This is a genomic window from Corynebacterium sp. HMSC061H03 (assembly GCF_001838215.1).
GTDB lineage: Bacteria > Actinomycetota > Actinomycetes > Mycobacteriales > Mycobacteriaceae > Corynebacterium > Corynebacterium jeikeium_D.
In genome coordinates, this window is record NZ_KV836059.1 from 48073 (window position 1) to 60934 (window position 12862).

Genomic DNA, 12862 nt, shown 5'->3' on the forward strand with positions numbered 1-12862 from the left:
TCACTTTCTCTATCCCCGCCATTGGGAGAAGGCCCGGGAGCGCAAACTGAGGACTACTCAGCGGCTCCAGAACCCCCATCAAGCCCGCCAGCCCCATCAGTCACGCCAGCCTCTCCAGTCCGCCCCCCCCCACTGGCCATCAGCCACCCGCCGCGGGCCTAGTCGATGCTCACGCCGACCCACACCGGCTCGGGCACCAGGGTCACGCCGAAGGCCTTTTCCACGCCAGCGCGCACATCACGCGCCAAAGCCACCAAGTCGGCGGCGGTCGTAGGCGTACCGTCGCCGGACTCCCCGCGGTTGGTCAGGGCAAGAGTGTGCTTAGTCGACAGTCGTGCGGGCGCACCGTCACCGGGGTAGCCCTTGGGGAACCCGGCGCGCTCGATAAGCCACGCCGCCGAGAGCTTCACGGCTCCCTCGTGGCCGGGGCCAGCGGGGAATGCGGGCATATTCGCGGCCTCATCGGCCCCACGCAGCGCGGCAACCTTTGCACGCACGGCCTCCACCGAGTTCTCCGGAATGATCGGGTTGGTAAAGAAAGAACCCGCCGACCAGGTATCGCGGTCAGCATCTTCGAGCACCATGCCCTTGCCCCGGCGCAGCTCAAGTACCTTTTCGCGCACCAACTCAGCCGGCCTGCGAATCTCGCCAGCCGCAGCCTCGGCCTCGTCGACGCCCAGACGCCGCGCCAGTTCGCCATAGCGAAGTGGCGCGGACATGCCATCCACGCTGAGCTCGAACCGCACGGCCAGCACCACTGCCCGTGCGGTGAACTTCAGGTTCGAGTAGCGGTAGGAAAGGTCGAGAGACTCCGGTTCCACCCACTCGACCGAGCCGGTTGCGCGATCGTAAAGCTGCACCGAGTCCAGGACCTGCGACACCTCAGCACCGTAGGCGCCCACGTTTTGCACCGGAGTGGCTCCGGCCGATCCCGGAATACCCGACAGGCATTCCAGGCCACCAAAACCTGCGTCGACACTCATCGCCACGACCTCGTCCCAGACCGCACCGGCCTCGGCCTCCACGATTGCCGACACGGACTCCAGCCCGTGTCCGCGAGTGCTCATGGTCACGTTGTCGGCCTCGATCACCACGGCCACCAGCGGCTCGAGTTCATCGGCTACCACCAGGTTGGATCCGCCTCCCACGATGAGGAGGGGCACGTTAGCGTCGTCAAGCGTGCGTACAACATCGACCACAGCGTCCGTCGTGTTGCACCGCACGACCGCGCGTGGCACCCCGCCGAGGCGGAGCGTCGTCAGATCCGAGAAAGCGGTACGCGTGCTGAGCTCCACCCCCTCTAGCCCCGCAAGCCCATCGATGGCTTCTTCCATGTCGGAGGTCAGGTGAATTGGGTTCGGCGATTGGTCGAGATTTTCCACGCCCCTAGCGTAGTGCAAATTACGTATCATCAAGCGCATGACTACGACTAACACGCACACCGTCAACTTCGACCAGCCGATTGAGAAGGTTTACGAGGCCCTCACCGACGCCGGTTTCTGGGAGAAGGTCGCAAACCGTTTCTCGGCAGCTGACGGCAAGGTGGAAAAGTTCGAGACCACCGACGCTGGCACCACCGTCGTGATTCGCCAGACCGTCTCTGCTGACAAGATTCCGGCGCAGGCGCAGAAGTTCGTTAAGTCCGGGGTCGGCATGACGCGCACGTTCGTCATCAGCCCGCTTAACGACGACGGCGCGACCTCCACTGTGACCACAGAAGCTTCGGGCGTACCGGCGTCCTTCAGTGCGTCCCAGAAGCTCACCGCCCAGGGTGAAGGTTCAGTGCTGACCACCAACTCCGAGTTCGCCATCAACGTGCCGCTGCTCGGTGGCAAGCTCGAGGAGAAGGCAGCTCCGTACCTGGAACGCGTCCTCAACGCTGAGACCGCTGTGCTGGCGGACTACGTCACTAAGTAGGTTGCGCAGCGGGGCACACCGAGGCGGCACCGGGGGCGGACACCCGGGCGAAGAAAGGTGGTAGCGACGGAGCCGTCGTTAAGCAAGACTGGGAAACATGAGTTCTGCTAAACGCTCAACGAGCGTCAAAGTCCTGCCCACAGTCCTCGGTGTCATCATCGTGGTGGCGCTCATTGCGATCGCTGGCGAAATCGGCGTCCGCATGTTCGTGAGCAAGGAGATTTCCGATGGCTACCGCACCTCCGCCGAGGAGCGTGGTGCGACGGTCACTGAAGACCCCAAGGTTGCTTTCGGCACCCGCCCGATGCTGCTCGCCTTGGCCACGAAGTCCGTGCCCTCGATGGATCTGTCCACTCCGAACACACTGGAGGTCAAGAACCCGGAAGCGCTGGGTGGCGCGCCGGAGATTTACGGCGACCCGGCAGCGGAAGTGCACCTGGAAAACGTGGATCTGAGCAATCGTGCGGATCCGACCGCAGAGTCGCTGCGAGTAGATGTCACGATCCCACCTCAGCTGCTACAGGCGCTGATTAACCGGGAAAGCGGTGTTCGTGCTTCCACGATCACGCCGTTGCCGGACGAAGGCCTGTTCAACATTGAATTCGCCTCCGGATTTGCGACCTCCAAGTTCCGCCCGATTGCCAACGGCGGTCATATCGAAATCAACCTGGAGGGCGGCTCAATCCTCGGCTTAAACCTCGATGGCCTGGCCGGTTGGCTGGGAGAGGCGAGCGGTACGCTGTTGAGCTACGACATCGGCCACGGCATGCAGGTGGAGGAAGCGCACGTCACCGGGGAGGGCCTGGCGTTGACGCTGACGGGCGCAAATCTGCCTTTGTCGACCGTGAGCGAACTTACCTTTAGCTAGCAGGTAAGATACCGAGAATGACTCGCTCTCTCATCACCGCAAATAGCGGTACTCCAACCGAGCGCCAGTACATCTTCTCGCTCGGCTGTCCAGACCGTACCGGTATCGTTTCCACCCTGTCGACTTTCCTGTCCGACATTGGTGCGTGGATCACCGAGGCGGACTTCTTCTCCGACCCGGAGACCGGATGGTTTTTCACTCGCCAGGCGGTCCGCGCCGACGCGCTCGACCTGACTGTAGACGAGCTGCGCGAGAAGTTCGCTGAGCTCGTGGGTGATTGGGGCCCCGAGGTCCGCTGGAAGGTCACCGACAACGCTGTCCCGAAGCGCGCTGTCATCCTGGTGACCAAGGAAGGTCACTGCCTGCAGGATCTGCTCGGCCGCGTCGCGCAGTCCGACTACCCGATGGAAATCGCTGCAGTAGTTGGCAACCACCGCGATCTGGAGCCACTAGTCGCAGCGTATGACATTCCTTTCCACCATGTGCCCTTCCCCAAGGATGCCGTCGGTAAGCGTAAGGCATTCGATGAGGTCGCAGAGATCGTCGACGCCGAAAACCCGGATGCCATCGTGCTCGCACGCTTCATGCAGATTCTGCCGCCGGATCTGTGCGAGAAGTGGGAAGGCCGCGCAATCAATATCCACCACAGCTTCCTGCCGTCGTTCATGGGCGCGCGCCCGTACCTGCAGGCTTATCGACGTGGTGTGAAGCTCATCGGTGCCACCTGCCACTACGCCACCGAGGACCTCGACGACGGCCCGATCATTGAGCAGGACGTCATGCGTGTCTCCCACAAGTACACCGCTGCGGACATGCAGCGTGAGGGTCGCGATGCGGAGAAGCAGGTCCTCGCCCGCGGTTTGCGCTGGCACCTGGAGGACCGTGTGCAGGTCTACGGCAACCGCACCGTGGTGTTCCAGTAGGTTACCGTGGTGTTCCAGTAGGTTTTCGGGGAGCCAGACCTATCCCTATCCCCTCCCCCAAAAAGAAAGTGTCTGGGTTTATGACAAAATAACCGGGTTTTTCACCCAGAAACTGTCATAAACCCAGACACTTTCTCAGTTGTGCGGGCTAACACCCGCCCTGGGCTAGCACCCGCCCGGGACTAATACCCGCCCTGTGCGTTCGACAAAATGTCCTTGATCTGTGGGCGAACATCCAACCAGTAAATCCCCGTGATGACTAGTCCGGCAATCAGCGGGATGCCCAGCATTGCCCAGCCCAGCCACGGCAGGAGCAGGAAGATAGCCGAACCGACCAGCATGCCGGCCCAGACGTTGCGGCTCTTGCGGTCTGCAGCGTCAAAGGCATCCGCGCGGGTGGTGATGACAAGCACCGCACCGATTAGCGCCAAGATGCCGATGACAAACGGAATGGCGAACTGAAACAGGACGTCCACATAGACGGAAATTGCCATCAGCGGCGAATCCGCAAGACTGGGCAAAGATGGTAACAGGCGCACCGGGGGAACAACTCCTTTAACAGGGATGCATTGCTTTTTACATGCTAACGCACACGGTCTGATGTGCTGGGTTGTGCTGCTAAATAGCCCCAAACACCAAGGTCGACAGGGTGTAAATAGCCAAACCGGCCAGTGATCCGACAACAGTGCCGTTAACGCGAATGAACTGCAGATCGCGACCGACCATCAGTTCAATCTTGTCGGAAGCCTCATCGGCGTCCCAACGCTCGACGGTCTCGGAAATGATCGAGGTAATCTCGCCCGCGTAGTTCTCAGCGATGAAGACGACAGCCGCTTCCAGACGGCGGTCCATTCGTTTGCGCAACTCAGGATCGGACTGGATCCGCTCGCCGTAGCGGGCGGCCGTTTCCGAGACCTTCCGACGGAGCAGGGAGTCCGGGTCGCGGGCAGCGTCGACAAGCTTTGCGGATGTCGATGCCCAAATCTTCGCCGGTGCCTGTGTGACGGCGGCGGACGAAAGAATGTCAGTCTTAATTTCTTCGACCTTGGCGATGGTTTTCTCGTCGTTTTGCAAATCAATGGCGAGCTGCGTGAGGAAGCGGTGGAGCGCCAGGCGCGCGTCGTGCTTAGGGTCATGCTGCACCTGCCAGGTCCAATCAACCAGCTCGCGATAGACCTTGTCGCCGATGAGATCGTTGACAAAGCTCGGTGCCCAGGAGGGGGCGCGCTCTCCGACGAGTCGGTCGATAAGATTCTGCGAGCCCAGCGACTTCCGGTGCAGCCACTCAGCCATCTGCTGGACAATAGGCTCGGTGCGCCCTTCTTCGATCAGCTGCTCGAGAACCTTACCCGCTGGTGGTCCCCACTCCGGGGCCGCAACTTCGTCGATGACTGCTGACTTCAGCACTGCGGCGGCATCGTCAGGATTAATCGCCTCCAGCACATTTCCGGTGAACTTACCGACCTCTGCAGACACTTTGTCGGCGTTTCCCGGCGCTACCAGCCATTCGCCAATACGCTCAGGAATCTCGGCCTTACGCACCTTGTCCACAATCAAAGCGGGGTTCAGGAAGTTATCACCGACGAACTGCGCCAGGGACTCACCGACCTGGTCCTTCTTGCGGCGGACGATAGCGGTGTGTGGGATAGGAATGCCGAGCGGGTGGCGGAACAGAGCTACGACTGCGAACCAGTCGGCGAGGGCACCGACCATGCCAGCCTCAGAAGCAGCGCGAACGTAGCCCACCCACGCGGGCACAACTTCGCCTGCGGATAAGTGTGAAGACTCAATACCGCGGCATGTGAAATACACAGCGGTTGCGATGACCAGCAGCATCGTAGCGAAGGCCTTGGCCTTACGCAGTTGCGCACGTTTTTCCGCCTCAACCTCTGGTGATGGCCCGGGAACTTCGAGTCGGTCCGAGACCGAATCGACAGCTGCCGGAAGCTTAGCGGGGTTGTTATCCATGTGTATAGATTAGGCGCCGAAAACGCGAAAATGCCACCGCGCCGCAGTCCGCTGTTGGTGAGAGAGGTACTTCTCAGTACTTCCCTACCTCAGCACACTGTGCACGGTGGCATCAACTGTGGAGGTGCTAGTTCAAAAGGCTAGCGTTGCATCCGCCTAGAGGCGAGCCCCTTTAAACTGGGGCAAGCCTTTAGTGGTGAGTGCCGAATTCCTTTCGGTAAGCCTTGTAGTCACGACGACCGATGGAGATGCAGGCCACACCCGCAATAACCATAACCAGTGCGACTACCAGGCCAGCCCACATGAACACGCTGCCGTCGAAGTTCCAACCACCGGTGTAGTCGGTGTAGTTGGCGGCATCCTTAGCCAGGAAACCGTTGCTGTGAGAGGCAGCAGTCTGGTCGGCAAAAACGGTCGTTGCGAGACCGAAAATGAAGGTACCCCAAGCCGCCAGAGAGGCGAGAATGAGACCCATGCCAATCCAGGTAATGCTCTTGTGAAGCGAGGAGTATTCGGCATTCATGCTCTGAGGCACGTAACCGTCGACGAAGTGCTCTTCGCCCTGGTAACGCTTGACTGCATTCGCCATAATCTATGTCCCTTCTGGAAAACTCTAATCGAGAAAGAGTCTAGTCGTCCTTACCGCGGAAGAACGAACGAGCTCGTTCCTTGGTGACGGCGGCAACCGCAGTCAGCGGGATACCTGCCGGGCAGACGTCAGCACATTCACCATAGAGGGAGCACGGACCGAAGGTGCCTTCGACCTCGTCAACCATCTTGCGGGCACGCTTGCCACGCTCTTCCTTACCCAGCGGGACCAGGGAAAGGTGAACCAGCTTTGCGCCGGTGAACAGGTGTGCAGCACCGTTCGGGCAAGCTGCGACACAAGCACCACAGCCGATGCAGGCTGCGTGGTCAAGTGCGAACTCAGCGGTCTCGTGGTTCAGGTGCAGAGTATCTGCATCCGGAGCGGTACCAGCGTTGATGGAGACGTAGCCACCCTGCTCGAGGACACGGTCCAGAGCGGAGCGGTCAACGACCATGTCCTTGATGACCGGGTATGCGGCGGAGCGCATCGGCTCGATCTTCAGGGTGTCACCATCGCTGAACTGGTGCAGACGCTGCTGACAGGTCGGGGTGTTCTGGCCCGGGCCGTGCGGACGACCGTTAACGTTCAGACCACAGGTACCACAGATACCCTCACGGCAGTCAGATGCGAACGCGAACGGCTCCTTGCCGGACTCGACGTACTTGGAGTTGACGTGGTCAAGCAGCTCCAGGATCGACATCTCTGCGACGGCGTCGTCAACGTCAACGGATTCAAAGTGTCCCTCGACGTTCGGACCTGCTTGGCGCCAGATTTCAAGGTGCAGTTTCATTACTTGTAGTTCCTTGTCATGAGCGGGACGGCTTCGAAGGTGAGCGGCTCGGCGTGGCGAATGAATTCGTGACCGGACTGATCCCATGCAGGACCATTGTTGCCTCGCTCCCATGCGGAAACGAAGCACCAGTTAGCGTCATCGCGCTCTGCCTCGCCATCTTCGGAGATGTGGTCATCACGGTAGTGAGCACCGCAGGACTCATCGCGGTCGAGGGCGTCGACACACATGAGCTCACCGAGGTCGATGTAGTCAGCAACGCGGTTAGCGTACTCGAGCTGCTGGTTCATCTCGTTCGGCTCACCCGGGATGAACAGGTCAGACCAGAATGCCTTACGCAGTTCGCGGATCTCCTCGATACCGCGAGCCAGGTCTTCCTTGTTACGAGCCACACCACAGTCGCGGTAGAGAATCTCACCGAGCTGGCGGTGGAAGTACTCAGCGCCGTGCTTACCCTGGATGCTCATCAGCTTGTCCAGGCGAGCCTGAGCGCGGTCCAGTGCTTCCTTGGCCTCCGGGGCATCCTCAGCCAGGCGGTCGGTACCGAGCAGCGGGCCGAGGTAGTTCGGAATGGTGAACGGCAGGGTGAACCAACCGTCGACCGAACCGGACAGCAGGGAGTTTGCACCCAGGCGGTTTGCACCGTGGTAGGTCCAGGATGCCTCGCCACCGGTGAACAGACCCGGGATGGAGGTCATCTGGTTGAAGTCAGACCACAGGCCACCCATGGTGAAGTGGCAGGTCGGAGCAATACGCATCGGAACCTTGTACGGGTCCTCACCGATTGCCTCTTCGTACATCTGAATCAGGTTCGAGTAGCGTTCCTTGATGACCGGCTGGCCCAGGCGCTCAATTGCGTCACGCAGATCCAGGTAGACGGAGTTCTTCAGCGGGCCAACACCGTAGCCGGCGTTAATCTGCTGAGAGTTGGCACGGGAAGCGACGTCACGCGGGACGAGGTTACCGAATGCCGGGTAGCGACGCTCCAGGAAGTAGTCGCGCTCGTCCTCCGGGATGTCGTTGGCCGGACGCTCGTCGCCCTTCTTCTTCGGGGTCCAAATACGCGCGTCGTTACGCAGGGACTCGGACATCAGAATGGTCTTCGACTGCCAGTGCGCGTTGACCGGAAGACCGGTCGGGTGGAACTGGATGAAGGACGGGGATGCGAAGTAAGCACCCTGGTCGTATGCACGCATGATGGCCGAAGCGTTGGAGTTCTTGGCCAGCGTGGACATGTGGTAGACGTTGCCGTAACCGCCGGTAGCCAGAATAACTGCGTGAGCAGTGTGGACGGTCAGCTCACCATTGATGAGGTTACGCATGATGGCACCCTGGCAACGGCCGTCGGCGACGATGATGTCAACCAGCTCGTTGTGGGTGAAGATCTCGACGTTGCCGAGACCAATCTGACGCTGCAGAGCCGAGGTGGTCGACAGCTGCAGCTGCTGACCCGTCTGACCACGGGTGTAGTACGTACGGGAGACCTGCACACCACCGAAGGAACGGGTTGCCAGGGTACCGCCGTACTCGCGAGCGAACGGAGCACCAATTGCATTCAGATGGTCGATGACACGGACGGACTCGACAGCCAGACGCCAGCAGTCGTTCTCGCGGCAGCGGTAGTCGCCGCCCTTAACGGTGTCCTTGACGTGGCGGTAAGCGCCGTCGTTGTCGACCTTCTTACCGCGAGCGGAGTTGACACCACCCTGTGCAGCAATGGAGTGCGCACGGCGCGGAGCGTCGTGGTAGGTGAAAACCTGCACGTCGTAGCCGAGCTCACCAAGGGCAGCAGCGGCAGCACCGCCAGCCAGGCCGGTACCGACGACCATGACGCGGAACTTACGACGGTTCAGCGGCGAGACCAGGTTGGCGTGATCCTTCTGGTACTGCCAGTGGTCCTTCATAGAGACCTTGTCGCCCGGGGAGTTATCGGACAGAACCTTGCCGATCTTGACCCCGTCGACAGCGCTTTCCGGCGCGCGGAAGTCCGCAGCGACGGTTGCTTCAGTGTTAGTCATAGTAATTTTCCTCCTCGACCTACGAGACCAGACCGGTCAGGACGGCGACTGGGATGAAGATGTTGCCGACAACAACCAGCAGCGGCAGCAGGCCGGACAGGAACAGCAGAACCTTGCGCCAGCGCTTACCGGTGATACCGAGGTCGGAAGTAGCGGTCCACAGACCGTGGGACAGGTGCAGCAGCAGAGCGAGCTGCGCGATGATGTACCAAACAACAACACCCGGACGCGAGAAGGACGCGACCACGTTCTGGTATGCCTCACCGTGCTCGAAAGAAGCCGGAGCAACGCCGGCACCGAGGGTCAGGTCCAGCAGGTGGAAGATGATGAAGGCCAGCAGCACGATGCCGGTGATCACCATCGAACGTGCGGTAAAGGTGTTCCAGCTGGACACCATGCCCTGACGGCGGAACTTGCCGCGGGACTGCTTAGCACGTGCAGCCAGGGTGAGGCCACCGAAAATGTGCAGGACAATAGCTACCAGCAGGACAATGCGGAAAATCCACAGAATGCCCTCGTTCGGAACTGCCGGAGCACCGACAGTGCGCAGGAAGGTCGCGTATGCGTTGAAGTCTTCCTCGCCAGCGAAAATCTTCAGGTTACCCAGCATGTGGACAATAACGAAGAGGCCAAACAGCACGCCAGTGACGGCCATGGTCAGCTTCAGAGCCCATGAAGGGTATTTAGGCTGCTCGCGCAGCGGTTCTACATTAATTTTGCCGTGCGCGATTGCGTCACGGTTTGAACTTTTAACAGTCATGGCACCTCCAGTGTCATATTCACTCTAAAGTCACACAGCGCCTGGTAAACATTTTTCCCCCTTTTGGGTGGGGATTTTCACAGGTTACCGAGGTCTTTTCTCCGCCTTTTCTCAGGTTATCGCATTTTAGCCACTTCTGACGTCGTCGCTACATAAATCCGCTCCCCTGCCATAAAAACGCCCCTACCCCGACTTTTGCCGATTTTTCACCCGCCCAAACCGGCTAATAACGCAACATAAATAGCACGAAAATAAAAAACCGCCCACTTTTCTCAGGTGGACGGTTTTAATACTCAATAATTATGTTGCGAAATTCTTTATTTTTACCCCTGCCGAATTCCCCAAAGGCCCAAACAGCCACCCCCAACAGGCAATCCCCCCCATTGGCACCGCGTACGGCCGAAGCCGTCCGACTAATCCTCGCTCTGATCCGAGTTTGCCATCACCACGGTCAACGGCTCCGGACCAATGATCACCTCATGGCCTGCGACCATAATCGGACCAACCTGGTGCTCGCCTTCCTCCAGGACGACTTCCACCGTTCGGCCACGCACTGTCACTCGAATACGACAACCACGAATAGTGACTCGGTACGTCAGACCGCTCCATCCTTCCGGCAAACGCGGATCAATACTGTAGCGGCCGTCGTGATCGCTGAAACCACCGAAGCCGTAGACCAGGGACTGCCACACACCACCGGCAGAAGCGACGTGGACACCATCGGCTGCGTTTCCGTGCAAGTTCGCCAGGTCCACATACAGTCCGCGAAGGAAGAAGTCCATCGCCTGCTCCTGCAAGCCCAACTCGGCCGCCACGATGGACTGCACAACGGCGGAAAGCGAGGAATCACCAGTGGTGAGCGGATCGTAATACATGTAGTCTGCGCGCTTTTGTTCCGTCGTAAAGCGATTGCCCATGAGGAACAGTGCGAGGACGACGTCCGCCTGCTTAATGACCTGGTGACGGTAAATCGTCAACGGGTGGTAGTGCAGCAGCAGAGGGCGCAGGGGGCCAACCTCAGGATCGTCGAGATTCCAGCGCTTACGCAGCAGGAACTGATCATCCTGAGGGTGAATGCCGAGCTTTTCATCGAACGGGATGTACATCGCCTCAGCGGCCTGCTCCCACTCTTCAACCTCGCGCTCAGTGAGGTCGAAGCGGTTGGTCAGTTCGCGGTAGGCGGCGGGGCGATCGCGCTTCATCTGCTTGACGACGTCCGCCGCAACCCGCAGGTTATACTGCGCCATCACGTTGGTGTACAGGTTGTTGTTCACCACCGTGTTGTACTCATCTGGGCCGGTGACGCTGTGAATTTGGAATTCGCGATGCTCGGCATCGAAGAATCCCAGCGACATCCAAAATCTGGCTGTGCCGAGCAGCAGATCCGTGCCCTCCTTGAGCAGGAACTCCTCATCGCCGGAGGCATAGACGTACTTCATCATCGCGTAAACGATGTCCGCATCGATGTGGTACTGCGCCGTTCCGGCCTCAAAGTAGGCCGAGGATTCCTGACCATTGATAGTGCGCCACGGGAAGAGGGCACCGTCGTGCGCCAGTTCGTCGGCACGCGCCCACGCGGCTTCGAGCATGTCCCAGCGGAAGCGCATGGCATTGCGTGAGAATTGCGGCGACGTATAAGTAAGGAATGGGGTCACGTAGATTTCCGTATCCCAGAAGTAGTGGCCTCCGTAGCCGGTGCCGGTCATTCCCTTGGCCGGCACACCTTGGAATTCGGCGCGGGCGGCGGCCTGGATAATCTGCCAAATGTTCCAGCGCACTGCCTGCTGAATCTCCGGCTGATTGTAAATGACCACGTCAGAGCGCTCCCAGAAGCGTTCGAGCCACTCCTCCTGGTTCTCCATCAGCCCCAGCATGCCGATGCGGCCGACGCGGTTCAGGGTGCGCTCACAGCGGAATGCCAGCTCTTCGGCACGCACCTTGCGAGAGGAGTGGTACGCGACCAGCTTCTCCAGGCGTATGACAGTGCCGACCGGCGCATCCAGGTTGAACAGAGAGCTGGCCACATCCGGCTCGGTCGACTGCGAAACCTCTACGAAAGGCTCCGTGCCGTCGGGAGTGCGGACAGTAAAGGTGTGGTCCATGGAAGTGGCCACGGTCATACCGGAGTTCGCGCAGCGGTAGCCCAGCGTCGAGCGCTGCCCGTGTGCCGATTCCGACTGAAATGCCGGAATGAGAACGCGGTCTTCCAGCGCCTCGGCGCGACGGGGATCCAGTTCGGTACCCTGCGCCTTAGCCGCATCGTGGTACTCGTCCTCGCCGTCCTGGCGGTTGAGAATCTGCGAGTTAATCATCACCGCGGCATCCGCATCCAGCAGCTCGACTTCCAGACTCATCGCGGCGACATGCTTTTCCTGGAAAGACACCATGCGCTCAGAGGTGACGCGAACGTGCTTGCCACCCGGGGTGCGCCAAATGAATCGACGACGCAGCACACCCTCACGGAAATCCAGGCTACGTTCGTAGTCGCTGACCTCAGCATTGCCGAGACGCAGGGGCTCATCGTCAATATAGAGACGCATTGCCTTGGCGTCCGGAGCATTGACAATCGTCTGTCCCTGGCGAGCTAGGCCGTAGGCGTCCTCGGCGTGCCTAATCGGCCAGGTCTCATGCAGACCGTTGATATAAGTGCCGTGTTCACTGGAGTCACGGCCCTCCGGCGGATTGCCACGCATGCCGATGTACCCGTTCGACAGCGCAAACAGCGTCTCGCCCAAACCGAGCGGGAGGCCGTTCGGCTTCGTCTCAATCAGACGCCACTCATCAACCGGAGTGATGTCTCGGTCCATGAGTCCCTCGGCATTCACCAGGTGGTGGTGCTTATCCGCACGACCCGCCGGGAAGTTGCGACGCTGCTTACGACGAACTGGGGACACCGTCTCCTCCTGTTTTTCAGCCTCGGCGGTCTCCGCGTCGTGACCCTGCCCCTGCGGAATCACACGCTCGGTCTCGTCGACTGCTGCCGTGGTCGAATCGTTGGCCATGATGCCTTCCGGTTTTGTCTCAGCCAT

The 12862-nt window shown here is 60.0% G+C and carries 11 protein-coding genes; 3 read left to right on the forward strand and 8 right to left on the reverse strand.

Features of this window, described 5'->3' with window-relative positions; all coding sequences use genetic code 11:
* Window positions 1-158 precede the first annotated feature (158 nt).
* A complete protein-coding gene (locus HMPREF2787_RS03455; RefSeq protein ID WP_070858417.1) occupies window positions 159-1334 on the reverse strand; it encodes a UDP-N-acetylmuramate dehydrogenase in 1176 nt (391 codons plus the stop codon).
* Between the two features lie 85 nt (window positions 1335-1419).
* Here HMPREF2787_RS03455 and HMPREF2787_RS03460 point away from each other — a divergent pair, with 85 nt between their 5' ends.
* The 3 genes from HMPREF2787_RS03460 to purU all read left to right on the forward strand — a co-directional run bounded on the left by HMPREF2787_RS03460 (window position 1420) and on the right by purU (window position 3708).
* On the forward strand, window positions 1420-1917 hold the full coding sequence (locus tag HMPREF2787_RS03460; RefSeq protein ID WP_069359365.1) for a DUF2505 domain-containing protein: 498 nt from the start codon (window positions 1420-1422) through the stop codon (window positions 1915-1917).
* A gap of 97 nt (window positions 1918-2014) precedes the next feature.
* Window positions 2015-2785 (forward strand): LmeA family phospholipid-binding protein, encoded by a 771-nt coding sequence (locus HMPREF2787_RS03465; RefSeq protein WP_070858396.1) that lies wholly within the window; start codon window positions 2015-2017, stop codon window positions 2783-2785.
* A 17-nt stretch (window positions 2786-2802) separates the two neighbouring features.
* Complete coding sequence (gene purU / locus HMPREF2787_RS03470) at window positions 2803-3708, forward strand: formyltetrahydrofolate deformylase (protein WP_070858397.1); 906 nt, start codon at window positions 2803-2805, stop codon at window positions 3706-3708.
* Window positions 3709-3890: 182 nt separating this feature from the next.
* Here the strand turns inward: purU and HMPREF2787_RS03475 are convergent, their stop codons facing one another.
* The 7 genes from HMPREF2787_RS03475 to HMPREF2787_RS03505 all read right to left on the reverse strand — a co-directional run bounded on the left by HMPREF2787_RS03475 (window position 3891) and on the right by HMPREF2787_RS03505 (window position 12862).
* Window positions 3891-4247 (reverse strand): DUF2516 family protein, encoded by a 357-nt coding sequence (locus HMPREF2787_RS03475; RefSeq protein ID WP_016421969.1) that lies wholly within the window; start codon window positions 4245-4247, stop codon window positions 3891-3893.
* A 79-nt stretch (window positions 4248-4326) separates the two neighbouring features.
* The gene (locus HMPREF2787_RS03480) at window positions 4327-5676 is read right to left on the reverse strand and encodes a DUF445 domain-containing protein (protein WP_070595094.1); all 1350 of its coding nucleotides are present in this window, start codon (window positions 5674-5676) and stop codon (window positions 4327-4329) included.
* Window positions 5677-5866: 190 nt separating this feature from the next.
* A complete protein-coding gene (locus HMPREF2787_RS03485; RefSeq protein WP_038627515.1) occupies window positions 5867-6265 on the reverse strand; it encodes a hypothetical protein in 399 nt (132 codons plus the stop codon).
* 40 nt (window positions 6266-6305) lie between these two features.
* On the reverse strand, window positions 6306-7055 hold the full coding sequence (locus HMPREF2787_RS03490) for a succinate dehydrogenase/fumarate reductase iron-sulfur subunit (protein WP_016421966.1): 750 nt from the start codon (window positions 7053-7055) through the stop codon (window positions 6306-6308).
* Window positions 7055-9073, reverse strand: a complete 2019-nt coding sequence (locus tag HMPREF2787_RS03495; protein WP_016421965.1) for a fumarate reductase/succinate dehydrogenase flavoprotein subunit — start codon at window positions 9071-9073, stop codon at window positions 7055-7057. The genes HMPREF2787_RS03490 and HMPREF2787_RS03495 overlap by 1 nt, the downstream gene beginning before the upstream one ends.
* Before the next feature lie 19 nt (window positions 9074-9092).
* Window positions 9093-9833, reverse strand: a complete 741-nt coding sequence (locus tag HMPREF2787_RS03500; RefSeq protein WP_070858398.1) for a succinate dehydrogenase cytochrome b subunit — start codon at window positions 9831-9833, stop codon at window positions 9093-9095.
* Between the two features lie 413 nt (window positions 9834-10246).
* A complete protein-coding gene (locus HMPREF2787_RS03505) occupies window positions 10247-12862 on the reverse strand; it encodes a glycoside hydrolase family 65 protein (protein WP_070858399.1) in 2616 nt (871 codons plus the stop codon).